The 26,946-nt window shown below is 64.9% G+C and carries 28 protein-coding genes and 4 tRNA genes; 13 read left to right on the top strand and 19 right to left on the bottom strand.

The genetic code is table 11. From position 1 onward, the window contains the following. Nucleotides 1-38: 38 nt before the first annotated feature. Entirely contained in the window at nt 39-1,541 is a 1,503-nt protein-coding gene (locus ACIBJI_RS32290) for a PLP-dependent aminotransferase family protein (RefSeq protein WP_396957654.1), read from the bottom strand. A 62-nt stretch (nt 1,542-1,603) separates the two neighbouring features. Here ACIBJI_RS32290 and ACIBJI_RS32285 point away from each other — a divergent pair, with 62 nt between their 5' ends. From ACIBJI_RS32285 to ACIBJI_RS32275, 3 genes are all read left to right on the top strand, one after another. Beyond that, complete coding sequence (locus tag ACIBJI_RS32285; protein ID WP_364357464.1) at nt 1,604-1,906, top strand: hypothetical protein; 303 nt, start codon at nt 1,604-1,606, stop codon at nt 1,904-1,906. Between the two features lie 52 nt (nt 1,907-1,958). Further along, complete coding sequence (locus tag ACIBJI_RS32280) at nt 1,959-2,531, top strand: methylated-DNA--[protein]-cysteine S-methyltransferase (protein ID WP_396957656.1); 573 nt, start codon at nt 1,959-1,961, stop codon at nt 2,529-2,531. A 185-nt stretch (nt 2,532-2,716) separates the two neighbouring features. Next, complete coding sequence (locus tag ACIBJI_RS32275; protein ID WP_396957658.1) at nt 2,717-3,127, top strand: cupin domain-containing protein; 411 nt, start codon at nt 2,717-2,719, stop codon at nt 3,125-3,127. Between the two features lie 21 nt (nt 3,128-3,148). Here ACIBJI_RS32275 and ACIBJI_RS32270 read toward each other — a convergent pair whose 3' ends face one another. Then, the gene (locus ACIBJI_RS32270) at nt 3,149-3,481 is read right to left on the bottom strand and encodes a hypothetical protein (RefSeq protein WP_396957660.1); all 333 of its coding nucleotides are present in this window, start codon (nt 3,479-3,481) and stop codon (nt 3,149-3,151) included. Beyond that, entirely contained in the window at nt 3,481-4,677 is a 1,197-nt protein-coding gene (locus ACIBJI_RS32265) for a Rieske 2Fe-2S domain-containing protein (RefSeq protein ID WP_396957662.1), read from the bottom strand. Before ACIBJI_RS32265 ends, ACIBJI_RS32270 begins: the two co-directional genes overlap by 1 nt. Before the next feature lie 240 nt (nt 4,678-4,917). Between ACIBJI_RS32265 and hsaA the strand changes: the two genes are divergently transcribed. From hsaA to hsaB, 4 genes are all read left to right on the top strand, one after another. Then, the gene (hsaA, locus tag ACIBJI_RS32260) at nt 4,918-6,081 is read left to right on the top strand and encodes a 3-hydroxy-9,10-secoandrosta-1,3,5(10)-triene-9,17-dione monooxygenase oxygenase subunit (protein WP_364357479.1); all 1,164 of its coding nucleotides are present in this window, start codon (nt 4,918-4,920) and stop codon (nt 6,079-6,081) included. A 79-nt stretch (nt 6,082-6,160) separates the two neighbouring features. Next, complete coding sequence (gene hsaD / locus ACIBJI_RS32255) at nt 6,161-7,039, top strand: 4,5:9,10-diseco-3-hydroxy-5,9,17-trioxoandrosta-1(10),2-diene-4-oate hydrolase (protein WP_364357482.1); 879 nt, start codon at nt 6,161-6,163, stop codon at nt 7,037-7,039. Beyond that, complete coding sequence (gene hsaC, locus ACIBJI_RS32250; RefSeq protein WP_364357485.1) at nt 7,039-7,944, top strand: iron-dependent extradiol dioxygenase HsaC; 906 nt, start codon at nt 7,039-7,041, stop codon at nt 7,942-7,944. The genes hsaD and hsaC overlap by 1 nt, the downstream gene beginning before the upstream one ends. A 16-nt stretch (nt 7,945-7,960) precedes the next feature. Next, entirely contained in the window at nt 7,961-8,536 is a 576-nt protein-coding gene (gene hsaB / locus ACIBJI_RS32245) for a 3-hydroxy-9,10-secoandrosta-1,3,5(10)-triene-9,17-dione monooxygenase reductase subunit (protein ID WP_364357489.1), read from the top strand. 42 nt (nt 8,537-8,578) lie between these two features. Here hsaB and ACIBJI_RS32240 read toward each other — a convergent pair whose 3' ends face one another. Next, nucleotides 8,579-10,087 (bottom strand): MFS transporter, encoded by a 1,509-nt coding sequence (locus tag ACIBJI_RS32240; RefSeq protein WP_397087072.1) that lies wholly within the window; start codon nt 10,085-10,087, stop codon nt 8,579-8,581. A 126-nt stretch (nt 10,088-10,213) separates the two neighbouring features. Between ACIBJI_RS32240 and ACIBJI_RS32235 the strand changes: the two genes are divergently transcribed. Beyond that, nucleotides 10,214-10,786: a TetR family transcriptional regulator gene (locus tag ACIBJI_RS32235; protein WP_397087070.1), complete on the top strand. Its 573-nt coding sequence runs from the start codon at nt 10,214-10,216 to the stop codon at nt 10,784-10,786. Between the two features lie 193 nt (nt 10,787-10,979). Here the strand turns inward: ACIBJI_RS32235 and ACIBJI_RS32230 are convergent. The 8 genes from ACIBJI_RS32230 to ACIBJI_RS32195 form a co-directional block, all read right to left on the bottom strand. Further along, a tRNA-Lys gene (locus tag ACIBJI_RS32230) sits at nt 10,980-11,052 on the bottom strand. A gap of 4 nt (nt 11,053-11,056) precedes the next feature. Next, a tRNA-Asp gene (locus ACIBJI_RS32225) sits at nt 11,057-11,129 on the bottom strand. 5 nt (nt 11,130-11,134) lie between these two features. Continuing rightward, nucleotides 11,135-11,207 (bottom strand) — tRNA-Ile (locus ACIBJI_RS32220). A gap of 1 nt (nt 11,208) precedes the next feature. Beyond that, a tRNA-Glu gene (locus ACIBJI_RS32215) sits at nt 11,209-11,284 on the bottom strand. Between the two features lie 999 nt (nt 11,285-12,283). Continuing rightward, entirely contained in the window at nt 12,284-13,318 is a 1,035-nt protein-coding gene (gene dmpG / locus ACIBJI_RS32210) for a 4-hydroxy-2-oxovalerate aldolase (RefSeq protein WP_364357498.1), read from the bottom strand. A 12-nt stretch (nt 13,319-13,330) separates the two neighbouring features. Further along, nucleotides 13,331-14,245: an acetaldehyde dehydrogenase (acetylating) gene (locus ACIBJI_RS32205; RefSeq protein WP_364357501.1), complete on the bottom strand. Its 915-nt coding sequence runs from the start codon at nt 14,243-14,245 to the stop codon at nt 13,331-13,333. A gap of 10 nt (nt 14,246-14,255) precedes the next feature. Further along, entirely contained in the window at nt 14,256-15,041 is a 786-nt protein-coding gene (locus tag ACIBJI_RS32200) for a 2-keto-4-pentenoate hydratase (protein ID WP_364357504.1), read from the bottom strand. 1 nt (nt 15,042) lies between these two features. Next, the gene (locus tag ACIBJI_RS32195; protein ID WP_364357507.1) at nt 15,043-16,791 is read right to left on the bottom strand and encodes an FAD-binding protein; all 1,749 of its coding nucleotides are present in this window, start codon (nt 16,789-16,791) and stop codon (nt 15,043-15,045) included. Between the two features lie 105 nt (nt 16,792-16,896). Here ACIBJI_RS32195 and kstD point away from each other — a divergent pair, with 105 nt between their 5' ends. Together kstD and ACIBJI_RS32185 are read left to right on the top strand one after the other, a co-directional pair. After that, a complete protein-coding gene (kstD, locus tag ACIBJI_RS32190; protein WP_364357510.1) occupies nt 16,897-18,606 on the top strand; it encodes a 3-oxosteroid 1-dehydrogenase in 1,710 nt (569 codons plus the stop codon). Between the two features lie 168 nt (nt 18,607-18,774). Next, nucleotides 18,775-19,635: a MaoC/PaaZ C-terminal domain-containing protein gene (locus ACIBJI_RS32185; RefSeq protein ID WP_364357513.1), complete on the top strand. Its 861-nt coding sequence runs from the start codon at nt 18,775-18,777 to the stop codon at nt 19,633-19,635. A 97-nt stretch (nt 19,636-19,732) separates the two neighbouring features. Here ACIBJI_RS32185 and ACIBJI_RS32180 read toward each other — a convergent pair whose 3' ends face one another. The 6 genes from ACIBJI_RS32180 to zapE form a co-directional block, all read right to left on the bottom strand. After that, nucleotides 19,733-20,188, bottom strand: coding sequence for a hypothetical protein (locus tag ACIBJI_RS32180; protein ID WP_364357516.1), 456 nt, complete (start codon nt 20,186-20,188; stop codon nt 19,733-19,735). Further along, nucleotides 20,185-21,390, bottom strand: coding sequence for a DUF58 domain-containing protein (locus ACIBJI_RS32175; protein WP_364357604.1), 1,206 nt, complete (start codon nt 21,388-21,390; stop codon nt 20,185-20,187). Before ACIBJI_RS32175 ends, ACIBJI_RS32180 begins: the two co-directional genes overlap by 4 nt. A gap of 184 nt (nt 21,391-21,574) precedes the next feature. Then, entirely contained in the window at nt 21,575-22,537 is a 963-nt protein-coding gene (locus ACIBJI_RS32170; RefSeq protein WP_364357519.1) for a MoxR family ATPase, read from the bottom strand. Between the two features lie 68 nt (nt 22,538-22,605). Then, nucleotides 22,606-23,100: a hypothetical protein gene (locus tag ACIBJI_RS32165; RefSeq protein ID WP_364357522.1), complete on the bottom strand. Its 495-nt coding sequence runs from the start codon at nt 23,098-23,100 to the stop codon at nt 22,606-22,608. After that, nucleotides 23,097-24,041: a DUF4129 domain-containing protein gene (locus ACIBJI_RS32160; protein ID WP_396957682.1), complete on the bottom strand. Its 945-nt coding sequence runs from the start codon at nt 24,039-24,041 to the stop codon at nt 23,097-23,099. Before ACIBJI_RS32160 ends, ACIBJI_RS32165 begins: the two co-directional genes overlap by 4 nt. 137 nt (nt 24,042-24,178) lie before the next feature. Next, nucleotides 24,179-25,132: a cell division protein ZapE gene (gene zapE / locus ACIBJI_RS32155; protein WP_396957684.1), complete on the bottom strand. Its 954-nt coding sequence runs from the start codon at nt 25,130-25,132 to the stop codon at nt 24,179-24,181. Between the two features lie 40 nt (nt 25,133-25,172). On the opposite strand from zapE, the gene ACIBJI_RS32150 reads away from it, so the two are divergent. Continuing rightward, on the top strand, nt 25,173-25,787 hold the full coding sequence (locus ACIBJI_RS32150) for a TetR/AcrR family transcriptional regulator (RefSeq protein ID WP_397087067.1): 615 nt from the start codon (nt 25,173-25,175) through the stop codon (nt 25,785-25,787). Here the strand turns inward: ACIBJI_RS32150 and ACIBJI_RS32145 are convergent. Continuing rightward, nucleotides 25,760-26,200, bottom strand: coding sequence for an NUDIX domain-containing protein (locus ACIBJI_RS32145; RefSeq protein ID WP_364357534.1), 441 nt, complete (start codon nt 26,198-26,200; stop codon nt 25,760-25,762). The genes ACIBJI_RS32150 and ACIBJI_RS32145 overlap by 28 nt on opposite strands. A gap of 49 nt (nt 26,201-26,249) precedes the next feature. Here ACIBJI_RS32145 and ACIBJI_RS32140 point away from each other — a divergent pair, with 49 nt between their 5' ends. Together ACIBJI_RS32140 and ACIBJI_RS32135 are read left to right on the top strand one after the other, a co-directional pair. Beyond that, nucleotides 26,250-26,462 (top strand): hypothetical protein, encoded by a 213-nt coding sequence (locus ACIBJI_RS32140; protein WP_364357537.1) that lies wholly within the window; start codon nt 26,250-26,252, stop codon nt 26,460-26,462. Continuing rightward, complete coding sequence (locus tag ACIBJI_RS32135) at nt 26,459-26,896, top strand: PIN domain-containing protein (RefSeq protein WP_396957687.1); 438 nt, start codon at nt 26,459-26,461, stop codon at nt 26,894-26,896. Before ACIBJI_RS32140 ends, ACIBJI_RS32135 begins: the two co-directional genes overlap by 4 nt. Nucleotides 26,897-26,946: the final 50 nt, after the last annotated feature.

Raw genomic sequence — 26,946 nt, 5'->3', positions numbered from 1 at the left:
ACCTTGCGCGAGATAGCCATTCGCTATGCGAGCGGTTATCAGTAACAGGTGAGGGGCTGGAGGGGGTCGGCGGCGCGGGGAGTGAGGGCTTCGTAGGCGGCGGCGATGGACTTCACCGCCAGGCGCAGTTCCGGCTCGGGGTGGGTGAAGGGCAGTCGGATGAAGCGTTCGAAGGCACCCTGGACACCGAATCTCGGTCCGGCGGCGAGCAATACACCGTGGTTGGGGGCGGTTGCGGCCAGTGCCGTCGAGACCGGAGCCGGTAGCTGCGCCCAGACCGACATGCCGCCGTCGCCGACAATCGTGCGCCAGTCCGGGAGCTCTTCGCCGAGCGTGGCGAGCAGGGCCGCACGCTGGGCGCGCAGTTGGTCGCGACGGCGAGTGAGGATGGTGCCGGCATTCTCCAGCAGGTGGATGGTGGCCAACTGATCCATGACGGGCGTGCCGAGGTCAACGGTGGAGCGGATGCCGAGCAGCTTCGTGATCAGTGTTTGGTTTGTGCGTATCCAGCCGACGCGCAGACCACCCCAGAAGGATTTCGAGGCCGAGCCGATGGTGATGATCTCGCTGCCCTTGGCAAAGGCCGCGACCGGCGGGGGCGCGGTCCGGTCAGTCAGACTCAGGTCCACCATCGACTCGTCGATCACCACGGTCATCCGGGTTTCGCGGGCGATGGCGGTCAGTTCGGAGCGGCCGTCGGCGTCGAGCAGCAGGCCGGTCGGGTTGTTGAAGTCCGGCACCAGGTAGGCCAGGGTGGCCGCGGTTTGCCGTGCGGCACTGCGGATTCCGTCGAGATCCCAGCCGGACTCCGGGGTTTCGGGACGCAGCGGCACCGGCACCGGGCGGGCGCCGACATCGCGGATCGCCTCGATGGCATTCGGGTAGGTCGGGTGGTCGATGAGCACGCGGGCCGCGGGCGCGGTGAGCACATTGAGCAGCAGGCGCAGGCCGTGCTGGGCACCCAGGGTGACCAGGATCTGGTCGGGTTCGGTGGGCAGGCCGCGCTCGGTGTAGCGGCGGGCCAGTGCCTCGCGCAGCGCGAGCACACCGACCGGATCCATGCCGTGCGTGCCGAGGTAGGCCGGAAGGCCTTGCAGTGCAACGGAGTACGCCTCTTGCATCTCGAGCGGCGCAGCCATGGCGGCATAGGTCATATCGATGGTCGGCAGTTCCGGTTGCGCCATCATCGCGAGAATGCTGCGGGCCGGTTTGGTGCCGTCGTGCTGCACGTCGCGTGGGAGGGCGACGGTGCTGCGTGAGCCCTGGCGGCTGATCAGATAGCCATGTTCGCGCAGCAGGCTGTAGGTGGAGGTAATGGTCGTGCGACTGACGCCGAGGGTCGCGGCGAGGTCGCGCTCGCTGGGCAATGCGACGCCGAGCGGTGCGCGGCCGTCGTGGATGAGCAGGCGGATACCTTCGGCGAGAGCCAGATAGGCCGGACGCGTCGACCGGCGCTCCCCCGGTTCGCCGTTCTCATCCGCACTGCGCCAACTGCCCAGATCGCGGGCAATGCTGGCGGCACCGATAACTCTCGTCGACATAAAGTCCAGTATTAGCCAAGTGGATATTTAATGGCAAGGCCAGTGCGCGCACGCTGACTTCTATGACCGCCCTCGCCGCCCTGCTCGTCGTCGCCGCCTTCGGCTATCTCATCCATCGGTTCGCACCGCGACGCCCGAGCGAGGCCTTCCGCCTCGAACGGTTCCACGCGCCGGGACCACTGACCGACCGGTCGCCGTCTTACTACGAAAACCAGCGCCAATACGCGGATCTCGCGGCGATCTACGGACGCAATGATGTGCCGGATCCGGATGCTTCGGCCCTCGCGCATCCGCAGCGCCGGATCTCGAACGCGAGTTGCGGAGCAGTGAAGCCGACCATCGGTGGCGTCCAGGCCAGTTTTTGAGAACTGGACTTGACTGCTCGAGGATGTCGGACCCGAAGTGCACACTGACCGTATGAGTGCTTCCGCTCGCCCGGTCACCGGGTCGGCGCTGTTCGAAACCGCGATCGGCACCTGCGCGATCGCCTGGACCGAGGACTCCGTATTCCGATTCGGACTGCCGGAGGCGAGCCCTGCCACGACGCGGACCCGGATCATGCGTCGCAGCAGCCGAATTCCGGACTCCGAGGAAATTCCGGAGGTCGAACCAACCGGCCCGATAGCCGATGCCATCGTCCGCATCCAGGCCCACCTCGCTGGCGAACTCGACAATCTGCGCTGGATTCCGGTGAGCACCAATGGAATTCCGGAATTCCACCGTGCCGTCTACGAAGTGACCCGCGCCATCGATCCGGGCCACACCCTCAGCTACGGCCAGGTCGCCGACCGCATCGGCGCACCGGGTGCGGCCCAAGCCGTCGGACAGGCCCTCGGGCGCAACCCGATCCCCCTGATCATCCCCTGCCACCGAGTCTTGGCCGCCGACCACACCCTCACCGGCTTCTCCGCCCCTGGCGGCATCACGACCAAACAACGCCTCCTGGAAATCGAACGCACCCCCGGCTTCGGCGAACCCACCCTCTTCTGACCCAGCGACCGGCTGTCTGCGTCGAGTTTGGAGTTCTGCTACTCCGTGCGGTCTGCTGCCGACCAGGCAGTAGACCGTCGAGCACATACGAATGCCGTCCCGATCGACGAAACCATCGATTATCGCGCCCTCGCCGCATCTAGTGACCGGGTCCCGGGAGTAGGCCGATCGGGCATAGTCGGGGAATGACCGATAAACGACCGCCGCTTGCCGTCGCACTCGATCTGGAACCGCATCCGGAGGGTGGATGGTATCGGCAAACCTGGCGTAGTGCGGTGGAATTCACGCCGCAGGGGTATCCGGGGCAGCGGGCGAGTGCGACCGGGATCTACTTTTTGCTGATGCCCGGTGAGCGGTCAGCACCGCATACGGTGCGCTCGGATGAGCTGTGGTTGTGGCATCGGGGTGGGCCGCTGGTGCTCGACATCGGGGGCGAGGAGCTTGTCCTCGGGCCCGATGTCGAGCACGGGCAGGTATTGCAGGCCGTGGTGCCGGGCGGGGTCAGTCAGGCCGCGCGGCCGGCAGGTAATGAGTACGTGCTGGTCAGCTGCATAGTCGCGCCGGGATTCGACTTCGCGGATTTCCGACTCGACTGATTCGGCGAGCGGCACACCCGGCTACTCGCGGACTTCCAACACACCCTCGTCGACGGCCCATTTGATCGTCTTCTCCAGTTGCGCACAGGTTTCCGGACGCCCCGGCCCGTGACCCTCCGCGCTCAGTCGGGCGAAAACCGGGCAGCGCGCGGCCGGATTCTCGGTCCACTGCACCGAGGTCTGGTGCGAGGAACTCTTGCGCACCAGCACCTCGCTCTGGCAGGACTGACACCGCAGCGGTGTCAGTCCCTCCTCCAGATAGCGCTGTTTGTCGACGACGGTCTGGGCCTGCACTTCGGCCCGCCGCGCCGGTTGGTCGGCGAAGTCGGGTGCTTTCGCCCAGGTTGGCGCCATCAGACTCCTGCTTCCGCTTCCGTTTCCCGCTTGCGCCGCAGATTCTCGGCGACCTCCGCCTCCCACGCCTCATTCGCCTTGGTGGTATCCACCTCGAATTCGAAGCGCTGGGTCATCTTGTCGGTCACATCGGCCAGATCCACATAGAACTGGTCGTACCAGCGACGCAGCTGGTAGACCGGACCGTCCTCCTCGCACAGCAGCGGATTGTCGACCTTGGACTTGTGCTTCCAGATCTCGACATCCTGCAGGAATCCGACGCTGATGCCTTCGGTCATCTTCGCGGCCAACTTATCGGCCACCTCACCGTCGACGCCCTTCGGCTTCTCCAGCGAGACACCCCACTGCAGCACGAACGAATCCTGCGTCACCGGGTAGTGGCAGTTGATCAGGACGCTCTTCACCTCGTATCCGCTGTAGATATTGACCAGCGGGTTGATCATGTAAGAGGGCCCGAAATACGACGCCTCCGACTTCAGCAGGGTGTCGCCGCCGTACTTGGAGGCCATGCCGATATCGGGACGACCCTTGGTCTCCAGGAACTGGGTGGCGATATGCCCCTCGAAGACATTCTTGAAGTACGTCGGGAAGGCGAAGTGGATATAGAAGAAGTGAGCCATATCCACCACGTTGTCGATGATCTCGCGGCAGTTCGCGCCCTCGATCAGCAGGGAGTTCCAGGTCCATTCGGTCCACCCGCTGTCGAGCTGTTCGCTCGGGTTGCCGTCCGCGTCGGTGTACGGGCCGACGATGTGCGGAATGGTCACCTCCGGCGGCGGCTGGCTGCCCTCGACGTCGTGCCAGACGAACAACTGGCCGTTGCGCTCGAGCGTGGTCCATTTGCGGGTCCGTGCCAGCGGCGGCACGCGCCGCGCATAGGGAATCGCGGTGCATTTGCCACTGGTACCGGACCAGCGCCAGTCGTGGAACGGGCAGGCGATATCGCCGTCCTTGACCTCACCCATGGTCAGGTCGCCACCCATATGCCTGCAGTAGGCGTCCAGCACCCGGAGTTCGTCATTGCTGTCGACCCAGACGACGAGCTTGGTTCCGAACACCTCGACCGCATGCGGCTTGCCGTCGCGGAACGACTTCGCCAATCCGAGGCAATGCCATCCCCGCGCATATCGGGTGGGCGCGGAGCCGACATCGAGCTCGCGGTGCTTACCCACCCCGTCGGCTGCGCCTCCTGCCATCCCCCTTCCCTTCGCACCGCTCCCCTGTGGGGTAACTGCCATCGCGATTCCTCCTCCTTCTGTACTAGAACACGTTACAAAAATGTCGCGTTCCACGCCAGCGATTCCGTCGACCACCTGCGAATCGGTGACGAATGCCCCTTATGGTCACCCGTTCTCGACAGAAATAAGAACCTGTTCTAGTCTCAGAGGCAAATGAGTACCGGTTACCAATCCGACCAGGCAGGAGCAGGTCCCGCGATGACGCAAGAAGTGACCGAACGGGTCGAAGCACTGTTGCCGACGCTGCGCGAGCGCGCGCAGGAGGCCGAGGACCTGCGGCGCATCCCCGACGAATCGATGAAGGCACTGCAGGAGACCGGCTTCTTCCGCCTGCTGCAGCCCAAGCAGTGGGGTGGCCACGCGGCCGACCCAGTCGTGTTCTACGACACGGTTCGCAAGCTCGCCAGCGCGTGCGGCTCCACCGGCTGGGTGGCGGGCATCGTCGGCGTGCACAACTGGCACCTCGCATTGTTCGACCAGCAGGCGCAGGAGGATGTGTGGGGCGAGGACAACGAGGTCCGGATCTCCTCGTCGTACGCTCCGATGGGCGCGGGCACGGTCGTCGACGGCGGCTATCTCGTCAAGGGCGCGTGGGCCTGGTCCTCGGGCTCGGATCACGCTACCTGGGCGGTGCTCGGCGGTCCGGTGATCAAGGACGGTAAGCCGGTCGACTTCGGCAGCTTCCTGATCCCGCGCACCGACTACCGCATCGATGATGTGTGGAATGTGGTCGGCCTGCGCGGCACCGGATCCAATACCGTTGTGGTGGAGGATGTTTTCGTGCCGAAGCATCGGTTCCTGAGTTTCCGGGCGATGAGCGAGCTGAAATCCCCCGGCCTGGAACAGAACACCGACCCGGTGTACAAGATGCCTTGGGGCACAATCCATCCCACGACAATCTCCACACCGATCGTCGGCATGGCCTACGGCGCGTACGCCGCTCATGTCGAGCATCAGGGTAAGCGGGTGCGCGCGGCCTACGCCGGCGAGAAGGCCAAGGACGATCCGTTCACCAAGGTGCGCGTCGCCGAGGCATCCAGCGATATCGATGCGGCTTGGCGTCAGCTGTCGGGCAATGTCGCCGACGAATACGCACTGCTGGCGGCGGGCAAGGAGATTCCATTCGATCTGCGTGTGCGGGCCCGCCGGGACCAGGTGCGCGCGACCGGCCGGGCGATCGCTTCGATCGATAAGCTCTTCGAGGCCTCCGGCGCCACCGCACTCGCGAACGGCACTCCGCTGCAACGCTTCTGGCGTGACGCGCACGCCGGGCGGGTACACGCGGCCAACGATCCCGAGCGCGCCTATGTCATGTACGGCACGCACGAATTCGGGCTTCCGGTTACCGACGGCATGGTCTAGTCGTGGCCGAGCGCAGCGAGGGCACCATGAACACAGCACTAGCAGTCGCAGCGGAACCGAGCGCCGGCGAGGCGCAGCTGTGACTGCGACGACCGAACTCACCTACGAATCGACCTCGCGATACGCGCAGGTGCGGCCCGATCTGCGCCTGCACTATCACGAGGCTGGAGTGGGCAACGGCCCGACGATCGTGCTGCTGCACGGCGGCGGGCCCGGCGCCTCCTCGTGGTCCAACTTCGCCCGCAATATCCCGGTGCTGGCACGCGAGTTCCATGTGCTCGCCGTGGATCAGCCGGGCTTCGGGCTCTCGGATAAGCCCACCGAGCATCCGCAGTATTTCGTGCACAGCGCCTCCGCGCTGAAGGATCTGCTGGATGCGCTGGAGATCACCGGACGCGTGCACCTGCTGGGCAATTCGCTCGGCGGCGGTACCGCGGTGCGCTTCGCGCTGGACTATCCGGGTCGGGCAGGCAAGCTGGTACTGATGGGTCCGGGTGGGTTGAGTGTCAACCTGTTCGCACCGGATCCGACCGAGGGTGTGAAGAACCTCGCGAAGTTCAATTATGAGCCGACCAGGGCGAACCTGGAGGCATTCTTGCGGATCATGGTCTTCGATCAGTCGCTGATCACCGACGAACTGATCGATGAGCGCTTCGCCTCGGCGAGCACGCCCGAGGCGCTGGCCGCGACCAGGGCGATGGGAAAGTCCTTCGCCGGAGCCGATTTCGAGCAGGGCATGATCTGGCGCGACGCCTATAAGCTGCGCCAGCCGGTGCTGCTCATCTGGGGCCGGGAAGATCGGGTGAATCCACTCGACGGCGCACTGGTCGCGACGAAGATGATTCCACGGGTGCAGCTGCACGTCTTCGGCGGTTGCGGGCACTGGGCCCAGCTGGAGAAATTCGACGAATTCAACCGGCTGGCAACGGATTTCCTTGCCGGTGTGAAGGAGAAGTGATGGGCATTCGATCACTGGCGTATCTGCGCATCGAGGCCACCGATATGGCCGCCTGGCGTGAATACGGGCTCAAGGTGCTCGGCATGATCGAGGGCAAGGGCAGCAACCCCGAGGCCCTGTATCTGCGCATGGACGACTTCCCGGCTCGGCTCGTCATCTCGCCGGGCGAGAAGGATCAGCTACAGGTCTCCGGCTGGGAGACGGCCAATGCCGCTGAGCTGCAAGATATTCGGGACCGACTGGACGCCGCCGGAGTGCCGTTCAAGGAGGGCACCGCACAGGAGAAGGCCGATCGCCGGGTCTACGAGTTGATCTCGTTCGAGGATCCCTCGGGCAATACCCTCGAGGCGTTTCACGGTGCGGCACTGGAACATCGGCGCGTGGTCAGCCCATACGGACACCGATTCGTCACGGGCGAACAGGGACTCGGCCATGTGGTGCTCAGTACCTCCGACGATGCGGCGGCGCTGACCTTCTACCGCGATGTGCTCGGCTTCCGGCTGCGCGATTCGATGCGGCTGCCACCGCAGATGGTCGGGCGGCCCGCCGACGGTGAACCGGCCTGGTTACGCTTCTTCGGCTGCAACCCGCGCCACCATTCACTGGCCTTCCTGCCCATGCCCACCCCGAGCGGCATCGTGCACCTGATGCTCGAGGTGGAGGGCTCCGACGACGTCGGGCTCTGCCTGGATCGCGCACTGCGCAAGAAGGTGAAGATGTCGGCGACGCTGGGTCGGCACGTCAACGACAAGATGCTGTCCTTCTATATGAAGACACCGGGCGGATTCGACGTCGAATTCGGTTGTGAAGGTTTGGAAGTCGACGACGCCGACTGGATCGCACGGGAATCCACCGCGGTCAGCCTGTGGGGTCACGACTTCACGGTTGGACAGCGGCAGCCGTGAGCGAGCGGCAGCGACGATGACGACCGACGAATATCCCGCGATCGACGGGCGGCAGTTCCGAAATGTATTGGGGCAGTTCTGCACCGGCATCACGGTGATAACCACCTTCGATACCGACAGCGCCCCGATCGGGTTCGCCTGCCAATCCTTCGCCGCCCTGTCCCTGGACCCGCCCCTGGTGCTGTTCTGCCCGACCAAGACCTCCCGGTCCTGGGCGGCCATCGAACAATCCGGCGGCTTCTGTGTGAACGTCCTTGCCGAGGAACAGCAGCAACTGTGTGCCCGCTTCGGTTCCCGCGAACCCGATAAGTTCGCCGAAACCAACTGGCACACTTCGGACCTGGAGCTCCCGCTCCTGGACGACGCCTTGGCCACCATCCAGTGCAAGGTGGACAGCGTCGTCGACGGCGGCGATCACTACATCGTGATCGGCCGAGTGCTGGCCCTGTCGGAGTCGACCACCTCCGGCAGGCCGCTGTTGTTCTATCGCGGCCAGTACACCGCCATCGAACCGGATAAGACCGTCCCGGCTCCCTGGCGGCACGACCTGGAGCATTTCCTCACCACGACTACGCTGGACACCTGGTTGTAGAAAATATGGCCCCGCCCGGAATCGACCGGGTGGGGCCATATTTCATTCCGCGGCGCGAGTGCTACGGAAGGTTAGAGCGACCACGAAGGTGAGGGCGGCGATGACCACGGCACCGGCGAAGGCGGTGGTAATGCCGCTGACCAGTGCGTGGTGTGCCGAACCTCCGGCATCACGGGCGGCGGTGCCGAAGATGGTGACCAGAATGGCGAGGCCGAGGGAGGCACCGGTCTGCTGCAGCGTCTGCAGCGCGCCGCCCGCGGCACCGGCCTCGGTCGGTGCAACGCTCGACATGATGATCACATTGAGCGGCGAAAAGGCGAGGCCGATACCGCTTCCTATCAGAATCATTGCGATGAACAGCATCGGGAAGTATGCGGTGTCGACCGTCAGCCGGGTCAGCAGGACCAATCCGGCCGCCATCAGCAGCGTGCCGATTACCGTCACCGGTTTCGGACCGAAGCGCGGCAGCAGCCGCGGGATCAGCCGGATCATGGTGAACATCATCAGCGCGGTCGGCATAAATGCGAAACCTGTTGCCAGCGCACTCAATCCGCGCACTTCCTGGAGATACTGGGTGAGGAAGAAGAACATCGACATACCGGCCATCGGACCGAGGAACATATTGGCGTAGGCCGCGGCGCGATTGCGATCGACGAACAGCCGCAGCGGCAGCAGGGGCTGGGCCGTGCGCGCCTCGATGGTCAGGAACGCGGCGATCAGTGCCGCGCCGACAGCCAGCCAGATATCGGTGCCCGCATCGCTCCAGCCGTGTGATGCGGCGCTGATGAAGCCGTAGACCAACGCGGCCACACCGCCCGTCGAGGTGACCGCGCCGGGCAGGTCGAGGCGGGCGGGTTGCCCCCCGGCGGCGCGAGCGTCGGGCGCGGAGGCGGCAGCGGAGCGTAACCACGGAGAGACCCGCGAACGCCGCAAATCCGACCCAGCGTCCGGCAAGTAGCGCAGGGCGAGCACTACGACAGCCAGGCCGAAAGGCACATTGATGAACAGCGCCGAGCGCCAGCTCAGCCATTCCGTCAGCAGGCCGCCGACGATGAGACCGATCGCGAAACCCGCACTGGACATGCCGGAGAACAGCGCGAGCACGCGCATCCGGGCCTTGGGTTCACTGAATGTGGTGGTCAGCAGCGCGAGGGTGCTTGGACCGGCCATCGCCCCGCCGATGCCCTGCACAACACGGGCGATGAGCAGCCAGGTGGCCGACGGTGCCAGCCCGCCAGCCAGCGAGGCCAGCGTGAACAGGGCAGTGCCGGCGATGAACAGGTTGCGGCGGCCGAACAGATCGCCCGCGCGGCCGCCGAGCAGCAGCAGACCGCCGAAGACCAGGGTGTAGGCGTTCATCACCCAGGACAGGTTGGTCGCGCTGAAGTGCAGGTCGGTGCGGATGCGCGGCAGCGCCACATTCATCACCGTGATGTCGAGGATGATCATCAATTGGCAGGTCAGCAGCGTGACCAGCACAATGCCGGGTCGCAGCCGACCGGCGCTGGAGATTGCGGGCACACGGGTGTCCGCGGACATGGTGGTGGACAAAGAACGCTCCATCGAATGGGACTCAAACGGAGGGAGCCTCCGCTTCCGATAGAGCTATCATATGGAGGGTTCCTCCACTTACGCAAGCCTATCTGGAGGGTCCTTCCGTTTTCCAGTGGAGGGAATATGGCAGCACCGTCGACAGGACGGCCGATGCGCGCGGACGCACGGCGCAACTATGAGCGGATCGTGACATCCGCTCAGCAGGCATTCGCCGAACAAGGCCCGGACACCCCGCTGGAAGAGATCGCCCGCCGCGCCGGTGTCGGTATCGGCACGCTCTACCGGCACTTTCCGAGCCGCGAGGTGCTGATCGAAGCCGTATACCGTTCCAGCATCGAGCAATTGAGCGCCCGTGCCCACGATCTGCTCGAAACCCATTCTGCCGCCGCGGCTTTCGAAACGTGGCTGCGCGAACAGGTATACTGGGTGATGGCCAACCGCAGCCTGGCGACCACCATGAAGGCCGGTATGGACAAGGGTTCACCAACCTTCACCCTATGTCGATCGATGATCTCCGACGCGGCGGCCGCGCTGCTGCAGGCGGCACAGGATTCGGGCGATATCCGTCGCGATATCGAGCCGCGCGATCTGCTCAGATTCGGCCACGGGATCGGGGTCGCCTGCGAAACGGTGCCCGAGGCCGCCGATCACATGTTGGATGTCACGCTGGACGGTATGCGCGCGCCGAACAGGTGATGGAAAGCCGAGGTGTCGATCCCCATCCCATTCGCATGGGACCAGCCGTTTTCAAGACGGTGACGGACGCCGGTCCGCATGACTTTCCGAGGTGAGGGTGGCGGAAAGACGAGGGCACGATCCCCAAGGCCGTTGGGCCTCGATTCGCTTAGCAAGCGATCCCAGACGCCCGTCTGGTTGACTTTCCTGGTCGTGCGCCCGGTAGGGATCGAACCTACGACCTTCGGATTAAGAGTCCGCAGCTCTACCAGCTGAGCTACAGGCGCATCGCGACCTCGACGGGAATCGAACCCGCGTCGTTCTGATCGACAATCAGAGTGCTCAACCAACAGAGCACGAGGCCAGGGATACCCGTTGAGAGAATTGAACTCCCATCTCCTCCGTATCAGAAAGGCGCTCTCAACCATTGAGCTAAACGGGTGTGACGCAGATCGGAATCGAACCGACGTGGTCCCTGAATGAAAGTCAGGTTGCCCATTCCAGCAGAGCAACTGCGCCGGAAATGAAGAAGGGCCGCTCCCCGGCATTCGCCCGGTGCGACCCTGTGACACTAGAGATCCATGTCATGGGCCGCACGCTGTATCGGACCGAATACTCTGGAACAGAGCACTTTCCAGGGCAGCATCGAACGAGCGCGTGCGCTCCTCGAATTTCGCCTTGGTGGTCATTACCGGGTCCTTCCCCTGAACTGCGATGTACTCAAGGTAGGCACGCCCCCACACGATCGCAACCGAATTAAATCGGCACCTCGAACCCCGAATCGGCTGTCGCACACGCATGGCCAGCACGCACAGGTTGCAGAGGCGGTTGCCGAATGCGCCGCCGGGCCGTCATTCCGTCACATCATCGCCACACTCGGGCGATCAAATCACTTCCGGCTGAGCATGATTGCGGGGCGGCCGTTGAAATAGCGGCACGACTTGTGTCAGGCCGAAATCCGCCACAATCGGCAACAGGCACTGCGCAGCTGGATATGCGAGGGACGCACCAGGCATGCGACGACGGGACGAGGTGCTGATGGTGGTGTGCGGCCAGCGGACTGGTGCTGATCGAATCGCAGCTGACACCGAGTGCATTATGGGAGCGATGTGCAGGAGGCGCTGTCCGGCAATTCCTCTGCGAGGAAGCCGCTCGGCGAGCTTGCGGATCCGGATATCGTGCAGCCCGAGCGGACTTTCCTTCGGTTCGAGCGCGAATGCCCGCTTACACGTCGAACAGCGCCGACCGCCGCGCTCCTTGCGCAACAGGTTGGCATTGCAATGCGGACAGATCACGAATCATGATCGCCGATTCCCCTACCCATCCGCGACCCCCGAATTCGAATGTTCACCTGCCGCATATCCAGTGGGTCCTCGCAGAACCGATAGAGCCTGTTGCCGAATACACCCAACGTCCGATCGCGCCGTCACAGCGACGGACCAGATCGAACGGGTCGAGCCGCTGCCCGTAAACGCGAAAGGCCGCGACCGAACCGGTCACGGCCTTCGCGGAGAACTATCAGGCGGACACAGACGCCTCACGCTGAAGTTCGAGCGCGATATCGATCAGCTGATCCTCTTGGCCGCCAACGAGTTTGCGCTTGCCCGCACGCACCAGCATTTCAGCCGCCGAAACCCCATAACGCTCGGCCTGACGCTCGGCATGCTTCAGGAAGCTGGAGTACACACCCGCATAGCCCATCATCAGAGACTGGCGGTCCAGCAGACATTCCTGCGGCATGACAGGCCGCACCACATCCTCGGCAGCATCGGCGATCGCGAAGAAATCGATACCGGTCTTGACACCGAGCTTGTCGCAGACACCGACGAACGCCTCGACCGGCGTATTACCGGCACCTGCACCGAATCGCCTTGCGCTGCCGTCGATTTGCTTCGCACCGGCACGAACCGCATAGATCGAGTTGGCGACCGCCAGATCCAGGTTCTCGTGCCCGTGGAAGCCGACCTGGGCGTCCTCACCGAGTTCCGCGACCAGCGCCGCCACCCGGTCCGAAACCTGTTCGAGCACAAGCGCACCCGCGGAGTCCACCACGTAGACGCACTGGCATCCGGCATCGGCCATGATGCGCGCCTGCTTGGCCAGCGCCTCCGGCGGCTGGGTATGCGACATCATCAGGAAGCCGACGGTTTCCAGACCCAGCTCGCGTGCGAGCCCGAAGTGCTGGATCGATACGTCCGCCTCGGTGCAGTGCGTGGCGATGCGGCAGATCGACGCACCGTTGTCCTGCGAGATCTTGATGTCCTCCTTGACGCCCACGCCAGGCAGCATGAGCACCGCGATCTTGGCTTGCTTCGCCGTTTCCGCGGCAATCTTGACCAGTTCCTGCTCGGGAGTGTGCGAGAAGCCGTAGTTGAACGACGAGCCGCCCAGGCCGTCGCCGTGTGTCACCTCGATGACCGGCACACCGGCGCCATCGAGCGCGGTCACGATATTGCGCACATCGTCGGCGGTGAACTGGTGGCGCTTGTGATGCGAACCGTCACGCAGCGACGTATCGGTGACGCGGATGTCGAGTTCTGCGGAATATGCCATGGTTGAGCTCCTTTACACCCGGGCCGACAGAATCTGCTGTGCCATGACCTCGCCGACCTGGGTGGCGGCTGCGGTCATGATGTCGAGGTTGCCCGCGTACGGCGGCAGGAAATCGCCCGCACCCTCGACCTCGACGAAGACCGATACCTTCGCCATTCCACCGGAAACCACTGACGGCGGGTCGAATTGCGGGTCGTTCAGCAACCGGTAGCCGGGCACGTACTTCTGGATATCGGCGACCATCCGATGGACGGAATCCGCGATCGCATCGGTATCGGCACCCTCGGGAATGGCGCAGAAGATGGTGTCGCGCATGATCATCGGCGGTTCGGCCGGGTTCAGAATGATGATGGCCTTACCGCGCTGCGCACCACCGATGGTCTCCACACCACGCGAGGTGGTCTTGGTGAATTCATCGATATTGGCGCGGGTGCCCGGTCCGGCGGACACCGACGATACCGACGCGACGATTTCGGCGTAGGCCACCGGCACCACGCGCGAAACCGCAGCGACGATCGGAATGGTGGCCTGACCACCGCAGGTGATCATATTGACGTTCGGCGCATCGAGATTCGCCCCGACCAGATTCACCGGCGGCACCACGGCGGGCCCGACCGCGGCGGGTGTGAGATCGACTGCGCGAATTCCGGCCTCGGCGTACTTCGGCGCGGCCGCCCGATGCACATATGCCGAGGTCGCCTCGAATACCAGATCCGGCAGTTCCGACTGCGCGAGCAACCAGTCCACGCCCTCGTGCGAGGTTTCCAGCCCGAGCCCGCGGGCGCGCTTCAAACCCTCGCTCTCCGGGTCGATTCCGATCATCCACTTCGGTTCCACGGTGGTGGAGCGCAGCAGTTTGTACAGCAGATCGGTGCTGATATTGCCGGATCCGACGATCGCGGCGGTGACGGTCCCCGTTTCGGACACGGCAAGCCTCCTATTTGAATTGCAAACGGACAGAACCGAGTCCGACGAACTCGGCGTGGAACGAATCACCCGCGCGGGCATCGATGGCACGGGTGCAGGAACCGGGCAGCACAATGTCGCCCGCCTGCAACCGCACCCCGAAACTGGCGACCTTGCGCGCCAACCAGGCCACCGCGATCACCGGATCGCCGAGCACCGCATCGCTGCGGCCCTGCGCGACCACCTCACCATTTCGGGTGAGCACGGCGTCAATGGCCCTGATATCCAGGTCTTTCGGCGCGACTCGCGCCGCACCCAGCACGAAACCGGCCGAGGATGCGTTATCGGAAATGGTGTCGGCCAGCCCGATCTTCCAATCCTTGATCCGCGAATCGATCAGCTCGATGGACGGCGCATAGGCGACCGTCGCGGCGAGCACATCGGCCTCGGTGCAATCTTCGCCGGGCAGATCCGCGCCGAGGATAAAACCGACCTCGACCTCGACTCGCGGAATCAGATAGCGCGAAGTCTCGACCGGAACATCCTCGAAGACCTCCATATCCGCGAGCAGATGACCGTAATCGGGTTCATCCACACCCATCATCTGCTGCATGGCCAGCGATGACAGTCCGACCTTGTGCCCGACCACCTTCGCGCCGTTATCGAGTTTGCGCCGGATATTGATCAGCTGGATCTCGTAGGCGTCGACGACATCGATATCCGGATGCCTGGCGATCAGCGGGTCGATGCCGACCCGATCGCGCTCGGCGGCCTCGAGTTCATCGGCCAATTCGATTCGTACCGCGTCGGACAGCACGCTAGTTTCCTTCCACTGTTGTCGCTTCGGGCACCGCTGCCCGCGAAAGCACTTCGGCGCCTGCCGCGAATCTGCCCGCACGCCGACCGGAGAAAATGCAGTCGGCCAGGGACAATCCACTGACATAGGAGTCCGAGCAGATACCGACGGCCGTCCGCCCGGCCGCGTAAAGGCCGGAAATATCGGTTCCGGCAGTGGATTTCACCGCTCCGGTGTCCTCGTCGACGACGACTCCGCCGAGGGTGAGCATCGGGCACGGATTGACAACGCTCGGTTTGATTCCCACATCCAACAACCAGAACGGCCCGGCCCCCACCGTTTTGGTGAATTCGGCGGGCTTGCCGACCGGATCGGGCGAACCGTTCGCGATCGCGGCATTGTGCTCGGCGACGGTGGCGCGCAACCCGTCGGCATTGATACCGGCCTTCGCCGCAACGACATCCAAAGTTGCGCCGCGCACAGCATTCCGCCGCATGGCCTCGAATTGTCCGCGCTGGAACCAGGCCGACTGCGTCCGAATCTGTGAGATCGCGGTGCGCATGAGTCCGTCGTCGGCGAGCAGCCAACCCTTGCCGCCGTGTTCGGTGATCAGTGCGTGGCCGACCGCGGCACCGTAGCGGGTCTCATCGATGACCCGACGACCCTCCGCATCGACCAGCACCGAACCGGTAAAAGCACTGGGCGGCAAGATGAATCGCCACGCCGAGATATTGCCCATCCGATCCGTCGCGGCACCGACCTGTTCGGCCATCCGGATGCCGCTGCCGTCATCACCGGTGGTGCCGAGCGCGAGTCCGCCGCGGTATTGCGGCCCGTACTCCCGCAGCATCTCCCGATTCGCGATGAACCCGCCCGCGCTGAGCACCACACCGCGACGGGCCTGAATCCGAATTCTCGTGCGATAACGACGATCCAGCTTCGCGAGCTGCCGCTCCATCGCCTTGCGCAGCGGCGGATAGTAAATGCCCGGCTTGGCAGCTATTTGCGCCAACCGGGTGTAGCGATCCCTGATCCGCCCGGGAGCGTCACGCAGTGACTCACATTCGACGCCGATAACAGTGCCGTTTTCATCTGTGATCAATCGCGTGGCCTGCGTGAGGGTTTCGACGCGAACCCCGCGCCGCGACGCCGATGCGGCGAGCGGACCGGTGAGCTTCTTCCCGGACGTGCCCTTGCCCTTGACCCGATGTCCGCGCTGCGCGGGCGTCGCGACCTCGCGACCGTAACCGGAGACCTCACTACCGGAGTAATAGAGGTAGTAGCTGTCATTCGGATACGACGTCTTGTACGGACACAGCGACGCCTCGAACGGCACACCGTGGCCCTTCAGCCATTCGATCATCGCCGGACTCTCGTCCACGAACCGCCGCAGCGTCTCGGGCGTAACCGCCGTACCGACCTCACGCTCGAGATAGGCCAGCATTTGCTCCGGCGTATCGCGCACCCCGGCCTCGTGCTGCACCGAGGTGCCGCCGCCCGCGTAAATGATGCCGCCGGACAACGCCGACGCTCCACCACCGGCGAAACGCTCCAGCACCAGCACCTGCGCACCCGCCTCGGTCGCTTCCAGCGCGGCCGCGGCCCCCGCCGCACCATAGCCGACGACGACTACGTCGGCGGTCAGGTCCCATTCGCCGCTGCCGATTGCTCGCAGGTCGCTCGAAACAACGCCGCTAGCGACTGCTTGCAGGTCGCTCGAAACAACGCCGCTAGCGACTGCTTGCAGGTCGCTCGAAACCACACTGCCCATGTACACCACTCCGGTCAGAAACTGAAACAAGTTTTCTCGACGAATGGAACGTCGAGCGCGTCTTCTGCCACTCAACATAGACCAAATGCGGTCCCATTCTATAACGTGTTCTACATGACTGATCGGGAATACGATGTGGTGGTGGTCGGCAGCGGTGCCGCCGGGATGACCGCCGCCCTCGCCGCCGCCCACCATGGGCTGAGCGCGGTGATCATTGAGAAAGCCGCGCACTACGGCGGGTCGACCGCACGCTCCGGGGGTGGCGTGTGGATCCCCGGCAACAAAGCGCTCAAAGCCTCCGGCCGTCCCGATGACCGCGAGGACGCCCGCACCTACCTGCACAGCATCGTCGGCGACGTGGTGCCGAAGGACCGGATCGACACCTACATCGACCGCGGTGCGGAGGCCTTCGACTTCGTCCTCGACCACACCCCACTGAAGATGAAGTGGGTGCCCGGCTACTCCGACTACTATCCGGAGGCCCCCGGCGGCCTCGGCCAGGGCCGCTCGTGCGAGCCCGCGCCGTTCAATGCCAAGATCCTCGGCGAAGAGCGGTTCAACCTGGAGCCGCCGTATGCCAAGGCCCCGCTCAATGTCGTCGTCATGCAGGCCGACTTCGTCCGGCTCAACCTGATCCGTCGCCATCCCAAGGGCATCATGCGGGCCATGCGAGTCGGCGCGCGCACCTACTTCGCCAAGTGGACCGGTAAGCATATCCTCGGCATGGGGCAGGCGATTATCGCTGCCATGCGCAAGGGGCTCATCGACGCGAATGTGCCGCTGCTGCTGAACACTCCGCTGACCAAGCTCATTGTGGAGAACGGCGTGGTCTCCGGCGTCGAGGCCGAGCACAACGGCGAGACCGTGCGGTTCACCGCCAAATACGGTGTGGTGCTCGGCAGCGGGGGTTTCGAGCACAACGCCGAAATGCGCACCAAATACCAGCGCCAGCCCATCACCACCGAGTGGACCACGGGCGCGGCCGCGAATACCGGCGACGGCATCAATGCGGGGATGGAAGTCGGCGGCGCGGTCGACTTCATGGAGGATTCCTGGTGGGGGCCGACCATCTTCAAGGGCGGAAAGCCGTGGTTCGCGCTGGCCGAGCGAAATCTGCCCGGCACCATCATGGTCAACGCCGACGGTAAGCGATTCGGAAATGAGTCCGCTCCTTACGTCGAGGCTGTGCACACCATGTACGGCGGCGAATATGGGCAGGGTGAGGGTCCGGGCGAGAACATCCCCGCATGGCTGGTGTTCGACCAGCGCTACCGGAACCGCTACATCTTCGCCGGACTGCAGCCTGGTCAGCGGTTTCCGTCCCGCTGGATGGAAAACGACCTGATTGTCAAGGCCGATAGCCTCGCGGAGTTGGCCACCAAGATCGGCGTGCCGGCCGAGAATCTGACATCGACCGTCGAGCGGTTCAACAAGTTCGCCGAGACCGGAAAGGACGAGGATTTCGGCCGCGGCAACAGCCACTACGACCGGTACTACGGCGATCCGACCGTGAAGCCGAACCCGTGCCTTGCCGGGCTCGTCCAGGGTCCGTTCTACGGGGCCAAGATCGTGCCGGGCGACCTCGGCACCAAGGGCGGCCTGGTCGCCGATACAGCCGGACGGGTCCTGCGCGAGGACGGCACCGTGATCGAGGGTCTGTACGCCTCCGGCAATAGCGCGACCCCCGTAATGGGGCACACGTACGCGGGCCCGGGCGCGACCATCGGCCCCGCGATCACCTTCGGCTACCTGGCGGTGCTGGATATCGCCGAGCGCAAGAAGCAGCAGTCGGTCAAGGCCACCGCCGAAGCGTAGGCAAGGCGTCTCACCGAGCGGACGCCACCTTGTCCGCCGCGACACAGCCGCCGCACGATCGATCCGAGGCAGCTGCCACAAGAGCCTCGGATCGCTGGGGATACGCCCACGACAGGTCGCCCGCATGGCGCGGGCGACCTGTACACAAGCATTCACAAGGAGGACGCGATGCCCATCGACCCGAAAATCGCACTCGGTGCGGAACTCCCGAGCGGGGAGTTCGCCTGGACGCCGACCGAGGTACAGCTGTACCACCTGGGCCTCGGGGCGGGAGCGCGCTGGACGGATCCGTCCGAACTACGCTACGTCGACGACCGCAACCCACAGGTGCTCCCGACCTTCGCGACTGTGGCACCCACTTTCCACGACACCGAACCGCCGAAGGTGCAGTTCCCCGGGATAGATATCGATCTGGCGAAGGTCGTGCACGGCCACCAGGAGATCGAAGTGCACCGCCCGATTCCGGCCGCGGGCAAGGCCACCATCACCAGGCACATCACCGAACTCTGGGATAAAGGTTCCGCCGCTGTCGTGGTGCAGGAGCATACGATCACCGGCTCCGACGGCGAACCGCTCTGGACCGCACGCTCATCCATTTTCGCCAAGGGTGAGGGCGGCTTCGGCGGCGAACGCGGCCCGAGCACCAAGGCCGAACTCCCCGATCGCGCACCGGATTTCGACGTCACCACACGCACCCTCCCGCAGCAGGCCCTGCTGTACCGCATGTGTGGCGACCGCAACCCGTTGCACTCGGATCCCGAATTCGCCCGCGCCGCAGGCTTCCCCAACCCGATCCTGCACGGCCTGTGCACCTACGGCATCGTCTGCAAAACCGTCACCGACACCGTGCTCGATTCGGACGCGAGCCGCGTCACCGGCTTCCGCGCCCGCTTCGCCGGTGTCCTCTACCCGGGCGAAACCATCCGCACCCGAATCTGGCGCACCGACGGCGAGCTCATCATCAGCGCCACCGTCGCTGACCGCGCCGACGCCCCCGTCCTCGCCGACGTCAGCCTGCGCTTCACCTGAGCACTGGAGGTCTGATCACCAGGCGTTGGTGGAAGTAAGGGGGCACAGGTAGGCCTCGATGCGAATAAGCCTAGGCCGCTCGATTGCGACCATGGCTTCAACTGGGCGCGGTCGCGGTCTCGTTGCTGCGTGCCCGTTTGATCGCGACGCCCTGGATTACCAGGGCGTATAGCAGGGTCACCAGGATTGGGGCGGCGATCGGGACCCATGCCAAGTGCAACGGGAGCAGCGCCGCGCCGACAGCCACTGCGGAAAATGCCACCGCACCGGTGACGGACGGGACCGTGGTCGGCACAACTCCAACCGGCGCGGAGACGGTCGCGGTATTCAGCAGATAAGTCGTGGCCACCAAACCTGTTGCGGCGGCGGCCAGTACACCAGTGTCCGCGGCGGCAAGCACCCCGATCGCGAGCAGCACCGCGCCGACCGCGGGCAGCCGGAACCACCAGCCCGCTACCACCAGCGCCACCGCCGGAATCCCGGCCCATGGCGTCATCAACGTCACCGAGGTAACCAGTAGGACCCCGGACAGAATGGCGAGGAATCGAATCATCGGCGCACCCTCACGGTTCGGCGATGGTCGGGGATCAATCGCATGACCTGATCCAGTCGCGCGTCTTCGGTCCAGGCCACGATATCGACGCCGACGGTTCCCATATCCCGATACATCGAGGCGCGCTCCAGATTCCACATCCGAGCCAGGGTCGGATCGAGATTTTCGTGGAAGGGCGTGCCGCGCAGGACATCGACGACCACGACCACATGTCCACGCTTGCGCAGATCGATCAACGCCAGCGCGAACTGGGTGTCCAGCAATGTGGAGAAGGCGACGATGATCGCACCCAGCGGCACGGCAGCATGCGGCGCCAAGGTGCCGGTGGTCGGAATGTGCTCATCGCCGACATCCAGCACGGTATCCACGATCCGATAGAACTGCCGCCGCCCGATATCCGGGCGCAGCCAGCGCGGCGCCTGACCGAGGCAGACCACTGCGGTCCGGTCACCGGCCTGCAGTGTCGACTGCACCACCTGCGCCGCACCGCGCACCGACAGCTCGAGCGAATCGGTGGCCGGACCCGGCGCCTGCTGCGAAGTATCCACCAGCACAACCACATCCGCGGATCGGTTGGTCAACCGCTCGGTGACGTATAGTCGCCCGCGCCGCGCACTCACCGGCCAGTTCACGATGCGGAGCTGATCACCGGGCGCGTAGGCGCGGATATCGGCATACTCCACGCCCGGACCGTGCTTGCGGGTGAGGTGGGTGCCGAGCCGTTCGGGAAGTTCGGTGCGCGGCAACTTCATTCGCTGCGGATCGGTGATCGGGTAGACGAACAATTGCCCGGCGGGCAACACCGCTGCGGCCACGGACAGTCCCGCCGGGCTCAGCGCGGTGACCCGCACCGATAGCGGATAGCGACCCCAGCGATCCGCCGTCAGGGCCAGCCGCAGCCCGGCGGGCGCCGTCCCGGAATCGATCGCCTCCTCGATGTCGATCCCGAGTCCCGCGACCTTCTCCGGCTTCAACCGAAGCAACGCGTGACCCGATTCTACGAAGGCACCGATCGTCGTCACGACCTCCTCCGTCTCGAAACAGCGCAGCGTGCCGCCGCCGTCCACCTGGATGCGGGTCTTGGACTGCTGCCACGGCGCGGTGGCGAGCACGCCGAGCAGCGGAGCCGCGAAGACGACCAACTGCCAGCGCCCGAGCACCACGGCCAGTAGCAGCGCCACGGCCGCGCTCACCGCCAGCATGAACACCAATGGCGCTGGACGCCAGCGCAATTCGGCCTCGACAGCGGCGCTCGCATCCCGATGCCGCGCACCGCCGGCAATCGGCTCGTCGCGGGTCGGCGGTCGCGACGCTGCCGCGTTCGCCGCCGCGATCCCCTGGATGACGGGGCCGGTATCCGGCTGGGTCATACCCTTTCCCGCCGGGTCATGTCACCGATGCGCGCGGAACCGGCAGACGGCGCAGCAATTCGGTGATCACGTCCTCGCCGCGGATCCTTCGCACCCACATCTCGGGACGCAAGGTGATGCGGTGGGCCATGGCCACAACCGCGAGCGCCTTGACGTCTTCCGGAATCACATAGTCGCGTCCGAGCAATAGCGCCCGGGCCCGTGACATCTGCACCAGATCGAGTTCGGCGCGCGGACTCGCACCCACCTCGACCTGCGGATGCGCACGCGTCGCACCAGCCAGCGCGACCACATAACTGACCACATCCGGATGCACTGTGACGAATTCGACCGACTGCCGCATCTCGAGCAGTCCGTTCGCATCCACCACCTGCACCACCTGTGGTGTCGCCGAACCGCGCTCCAAGCGGCGGCGGATCATCTGGCGCTCGTCGTTCTCGGACAGATAGCCCAGCCGCAGCTGCATGGCGAACCGGTCCAGCTGCGCTTCCGGCAGCGGATAGGTGCCCTCGTATTCGATCGGGTTATCGGTGGCGAGCACGATGAAAGGCTGCGGCAGCTGGAAGGTTTCGCCGTCGATGCTGACCTGGCCCTCGGCCATCGCCTCGAGCAGCGCGGCCTGGGTCTTCGGTGGGGTGCGGTTGATCTCATCGGCCAGCAGCACATTGGTGAAGACCGGTCCGCGCCGGAAATTGAAGCGGCCCGAGGACATGTCGTAGATGGTGGAGCCGAGCAGGTCGGCGGGGAGCAGGTCGGGCGTGAATTGCACGCGGGTGAATTCCAGGCCGAGCGCGGCTGCGAAGGACCTGGCGATGAGCGTCTTGCCGAGTCCGGGCAGATCCTCGATCAGGATGTGACCGCCGGAGAGTACGGCGATCATGATCAGCTGCAACTCATCCCGCTTGCCGACGATCACCCGAGAAAGTTCCCGGAGCACCGCCTCGCTGCGCTGGATGGTCGCGTCCATCGGCACGGTCATATGTCTACTCGCACTTGCTCAAACCCATTCTCCTAAGACGGTATTCAATTTGGCATGCCCCGGGTCGGTTACATCTTCTGCAGGCGGCGCAGGATTTCGTCCAGCGCCGACCGCCCCGGCGCGGGAGTCGTCTGATCGCGCAGTGCCGAGTTGGCCGGGTCGACCCAGCGCCACAGCTCCGGGCCGAACTGCAATATTCCGGCGGCCTCGGTCGCCTTGCGGTTCTTGGCGACCCGCAGGCCGGTGGACAACTCGAACTCCTTGGCCAGCAGCGGACGCAGATGCCGATCCCAGTCGGCTCGGGTGCCGTCCGCGCGATCGGCGAGCATCTCCGCTCTGGCATGCCAGTGCCGCAGCATCTCCGCCGGACCGTTATCGATATCGTCGGTTCCGGCGTCGGTTTCCACGGCCGAGCGGCCGGTCAACGACCAGACGAGCTGAATCATGGCCAGCGCCACCGGAACTCCGGCGGCGATGAGCAGCGCACCGCGGGCCTTGCCCAGAGTGATGAGCTCGATCAGCACGATGAGGATCAGCGCACCGGTCACGATCGCGCGGTTCATACCGTCTCCCCCTGCAGATCGGCCAGTACGATACGCAGCAACTGTTCGGCCCGCATCCGCTGCCATTCCAGCATCGAATGCGGACTGAACCTGGCCTCCTCGAACAGCGCGACCAATTCTCGGGCCGACGCGTCGTGCAGTGCGCCGCGCTCGAAGGCCCTGGCCAGCACCTCCATCGGGGTATCCGAAGCCAGTGGTGCGGCCGCGCGATCGAAGGACAGTCCGCGCTCCATCGCGACATAACAGGCGATGATGGCCTCACGCGGATCCTGGCCCGGCACATTCATCGCGGCCAGGCCCATCTCGGCCGCCCTGGCCAGCGAACCCGCGACCGTCGGCGCGGCCGGGGGCACCGGGACCGGCACCGCGCGCGGCCTGCGCCGCCCTGCCAAAGCGACCACGATGAGTCCGATCATTGCCCCGCCGACCAGCACGACGGCGGCGACCATGGCCACCAGTAGCGCCGTACCGGTGAGATGCTGCGTGGGTGCACTGTCGGGGGTCGCGGGGGCGGTGACCGCCTCCTGCGGGGTGTGGGTGGTGCTGGCGCGCGGCGACGACGGCGCCGGCTCACCCTCGCGGCCGAATCCGACGAAGAAGACAGCCGACGCCGCCGCGATGATCAAGGAGACGACCGCCAGCGCGGCCAGCACCAGCAGGCCGGTGCGGCCGAGCAGTCCATGCCTGCGCTCGGAATCACGATCCACCTCCGGCATAGCCAACGGCAGTCGATGCTGGCTGGCAATTACCCCGGCGATCAGGATCACCACCGATACCGTGAGCAGTACCGGCATCAATACAACCGAAATCGCCGATGGCACCGCGCGGTGATCGCCGGAATCGTGGGCCCCGGGGATGTGGCCGCGCAGCGCGATCGCGGCACACGCCAGTAGCGTGATCAGCACGATCACGCGCGATATCGGCGCTCCCGCCCTGGCCACCTGCTACCACCACATCTGAGTACAGCTCTGAACAGGCACATAGTTACATGCCGAGCGGTCCGCTCGGGAGTGAATCGAATACTTAGGATCGCCTCCTTTTTATCCGTAACCAGCCGTGCACTTACGTGGGTGCGCAGCTAGCCGAGCGTGACGGATTCGGGCTGACGGAGTTCACTGAGGCGGCTTGCGGTCCGTGCCAGGTCGGGGACGGCGGGGACGTCGGCCACCAGGTCCGACAGCGAGGTGCGGGCCTCGACGGTCAGTTCGAGATCGGCGTCGTAGAGCACGTCGACCAGATTGACCAAGCGCATCGCCCAGTCGGGTGGGACCTCGCGCAGAGCTGGGACGCCGCGCAAGGTCCAGCGGCGAAAGCGGCGTGCGAGTTCGACGTAATCCGAGGCGGCGGTGGCGGTGCCGCACAGGGCCGCGAAGTCGAAGGTAATGGCCGAGCCGTCGATGACGCTGGCGTAGATCTCACGGGTGCCCGAGATAGCAACCCGCGCGGTGTCGACGTCCCCAGCGTCGCCGATGCGGTAACACCCCGAGGCGAACCCAGCGCCGCCGTGCGCGGCGCGGGTGCGGTAATCGAGTGGACCGTCGACCGAGACGGTATCCAGATGCGCGCGGATGCGCGCGATGGTCGGTAGAAAGCGGTCGTGGAACAGCGGGTTGGGCAGCAGCTGCTCGGGCGGGTAGTTCGAAGTCACCACCAGGACGATGCGGCGGGCGAACAGGGCGTCGAGCATGCGGGCGATCAACATGGCGTCGCCGATATCGTGAACGTGGAATTCGTCGAAGCAGACCAGTTCGGCATGGCCAAGCAGGTGGTCGATGGCCTTGTCGATGGAGCCCGATTCGTGTGCCGCGACATGCAATTGGGCGAAGAAATTGTGGAAGTGGAAGCGGCGCTTGCGGTTCGACGCTGCGCTCGCGAAGAAGCCGTCCATCAGCATTGTCTTGCCGCGACCGGGTCTGCCGTGCAGGTAGATGCCGCGATGCCGCTTTATCGGCCTGCCGTGCCGGTCGAGTAGTTCGAGCAAGCGCGCCCGAGCCCGGAGTTGGTCGGCATCGAGTGTGACGCTGTCTTCCATGGCACCCTCCTGATCCTCTACAGTTGTAGAGGATCAGGAGATGCGGCCGCCAGAGAAGGTGATCATGTCCACAGCCGACCGACGCGCGGCACTCGTCGATGCCGCCATAGATGTGATTGCCACCCAGGGCATTCGAGCGCTCACCCACCGCGCCCTCGATACCGCCCTCGGGCTACCCGGCGGGTCGGCCTCCTATTACTTCCGCACCAAACGCGCGCTTATCGAGGCGATCGCGGACCGGATCACCACCCGCTCCCGCGACGACTTCGCCGCCGCCGAACTCGCCCCGTCGCCATCCCTCGACCCCGATGACATCGCGAAGGTCATAGCCGGTTGGCTCGACCGCCTACTCGTCGACCGTCGCAATCACCTGATCGTCCGGCATGCGCTGATCATCGATCTGCTCGGCGATCCGCAATTGCATCGGCGGCTCACACACAGCCTTTTCTCGACCGAGCGAGCGCGAGAACTATTCCACGCCTTGGATTTTCCCGATCCCGATGCGGCCGCCGCCGACTTCATCGCGGTGGTCGAAGGCGCGGTCTTCGACAGATTCGCGGGCGCGCGGGCGCACATTCCGGCAGGTACGCGGGACAGCACCGACCAACTCGCGGCCGTGCTGTCCCGCTATCTCACCCAGCCCCACTCGCTATAAGGCGTGCCCGTCGTGAACCCGCGGATTCCGGCAGCGGAATAGCGGATCAGCGAGTCTTCCGGCAGTGCGTCGAGCGAAAACCATTGCAGCCCATAGCTTTTATCCGGCTCACGATTCGCCGGCGCACCCACCCAGCGCAGCGCATGGAAGAACAGCCCGAGCCGGGCTTCCCGCCCGGAGCCGATCACGTGCGCGGTATGAATCAGCCGCAGATCCGCCGGGTCGATGACAACCCCGATCTCCTCCCCCGCCTCACGTGCGGCAGCAGCGGTCGCGGACTCGCCGGACTCCAACTTTCCCGCGGGCAGATGCCACAGCCCATCGAACTCGTCCGCACTGCGCCGCCTGCTGAGCAACACGTCACCATCACGAACAAGCAGAACGTGGACATCGACCAGATGTCGATCGGTCATATGAATCCCCTCACAACTGTCTGCCGCACCAATCGGTATACTCTGAGGTATGACTGCTACAACCATCAAGGTGCCGAAGGCAACGCGTGACCGGCTGCACCGTCTGGCGGCAGCACACGGATTGACGTTAGCCCAGCAAATCGACCGATTGATCGATGAGAGTGCGGCGAAACCACGCCCAACAACCGGTGGATACCGCAGCGACCGACCGCTCAACGCCGAAGAAATCGATGAGCAGTTGGCTCGAGGCTTCGGCGAGTGACCGCATTCATCGTCGATACCAGTGCCGTCCTCGCCGCCTTCGACGAGGCATATCCGGAGCAGCCAGCCATCGCACGCATCCTCGAGGAGGCCGATGATCTGCTTGTCGTCTCCCCCCTGATCGTTGCCGAAGCTGACTACATGCTTTCCTCCCGCCTGGGGGCGGACGCCGCGCGCGCCTTTGGTCAAGACGTCGTGACAGGCGCGTATGAGCTGGCCGAGTGGACTGCAGAGGACCATGCCGTGGCGCTGGCTATTACCCGCAAGTTCGACGGACCCAAGGACTACATCGGAATCGCGGACGCGTCCAATGTCGTGCTCGCAGACCGTTATCGCACGACCTCGATTGTGACCTTGGACCAGCGTCACTTCCGCCAGCTTCGTCCGCTCTGGGGCTCGGACCACTTCACTCTGTTGCCTTACGACACCGACTGAAACACGCTCTGCTGGTCGCGGAGGGCGGCGCTGGAGACCATCCCGTCGCG

Origin of the sequence: Nocardia sp. NPDC050408, assembly GCF_044458905.1 — a bacterium.
Classification (GTDB): Bacteria; Actinomycetota; Actinomycetes; order Mycobacteriales; family Mycobacteriaceae; genus Nocardia.
Note: the sequence above shows the minus strand (reverse complement) of the source record. Positions and strands in the feature narration are given on the sequence as shown.

What these genes read in the sequence shown, in the direction of transcription:
- ACIBJI_RS32290 (WP_396957654.1), bottom strand. Translation starts at nt 1,541, where the DNA reads ATGTCGACGAGAGTTATCGGTGCCGCCAGCATTGCCCGCGATCTGGGC.
- ACIBJI_RS32285 (WP_364357464.1), top strand. Translation starts at nt 1,604, where the DNA reads ATGACCGCCCTCGCCGCCCTGCTCGTCGTCGCCGCCTTCGGCTATCTC.
- ACIBJI_RS32280 (WP_396957656.1), top strand. Translation starts at nt 1,959, where the DNA reads ATGAGTGCTTCCGCTCGCCCGGTCACCGGGTCGGCGCTGTTCGAAACC.
- ACIBJI_RS32275 (WP_396957658.1), top strand. Translation starts at nt 2,717, where the DNA reads ATGACCGATAAACGACCGCCGCTTGCCGTCGCACTCGATCTGGAACCG.
- ACIBJI_RS32270 (WP_396957660.1), bottom strand. Translation starts at nt 3,481, where the DNA reads ATGGCGCCAACCTGGGCGAAAGCACCCGACTTCGCCGACCAACCGGCG.
- ACIBJI_RS32265 (WP_396957662.1), bottom strand. Translation starts at nt 4,677, where the DNA reads ATGGCAGGAGGCGCAGCCGACGGGGTGGGTAAGCACCGCGAGCTCGAT.
- hsaA (WP_364357479.1), top strand. Translation starts at nt 4,918, where the DNA reads ATGACGCAAGAAGTGACCGAACGGGTCGAAGCACTGTTGCCGACGCTG.
- hsaC (WP_364357485.1), top strand. Translation starts at nt 7,039, where the DNA reads ATGGGCATTCGATCACTGGCGTATCTGCGCATCGAGGCCACCGATATG.
- hsaB (WP_364357489.1), top strand. Translation starts at nt 7,961, where the DNA reads ATGACGACCGACGAATATCCCGCGATCGACGGGCGGCAGTTCCGAAAT.
- ACIBJI_RS32235 (WP_397087070.1), top strand. Translation starts at nt 10,214, where the DNA reads ATGGCAGCACCGTCGACAGGACGGCCGATGCGCGCGGACGCACGGCGC.
- dmpG (WP_364357498.1), bottom strand. Translation starts at nt 13,318, where the DNA reads ATGGCATATTCCGCAGAACTCGACATCCGCGTCACCGATACGTCGCTG.
- ACIBJI_RS32195 (WP_364357507.1), bottom strand. Translation starts at nt 16,791, where the DNA reads ATGGGCAGTGTGGTTTCGAGCGACCTGCAAGCAGTCGCTAGCGGCGTT.
- ACIBJI_RS32185 (WP_364357513.1), top strand. Translation starts at nt 18,775, where the DNA reads ATGCCCATCGACCCGAAAATCGCACTCGGTGCGGAACTCCCGAGCGGG.
- ACIBJI_RS32180 (WP_364357516.1), bottom strand. Translation starts at nt 20,188, where the DNA reads ATGATTCGATTCCTCGCCATTCTGTCCGGGGTCCTACTGGTTACCTCG.
- ACIBJI_RS32175 (WP_364357604.1), bottom strand. Translation starts at nt 21,390, where the DNA reads ATGCTGGCGGTGAGCGCGGCCGTGGCGCTGCTACTGGCCGTGGTGCTC.
- ACIBJI_RS32170 (WP_364357519.1), bottom strand. Translation starts at nt 22,537, where the DNA reads ATGACCGTGCCGATGGACGCGACCATCCAGCGCAGCGAGGCGGTGCTC.
- ACIBJI_RS32165 (WP_364357522.1), bottom strand. Translation starts at nt 23,100, where the DNA reads ATGAACCGCGCGATCGTGACCGGTGCGCTGATCCTCATCGTGCTGATC.
- zapE (WP_396957684.1), bottom strand. Translation starts at nt 25,132, where the DNA reads ATGGAAGACAGCGTCACACTCGATGCCGACCAACTCCGGGCTCGGGCG.
- ACIBJI_RS32150 (WP_397087067.1), top strand. Translation starts at nt 25,173, where the DNA reads ATGCGGCCGCCAGAGAAGGTGATCATGTCCACAGCCGACCGACGCGCG.
- ACIBJI_RS32145 (WP_364357534.1), bottom strand. Translation starts at nt 26,200, where the DNA reads ATGACCGATCGACATCTGGTCGATGTCCACGTTCTGCTTGTTCGTGAT.
- ACIBJI_RS32140 (WP_364357537.1), top strand. Translation starts at nt 26,250, where the DNA reads ATGACTGCTACAACCATCAAGGTGCCGAAGGCAACGCGTGACCGGCTG.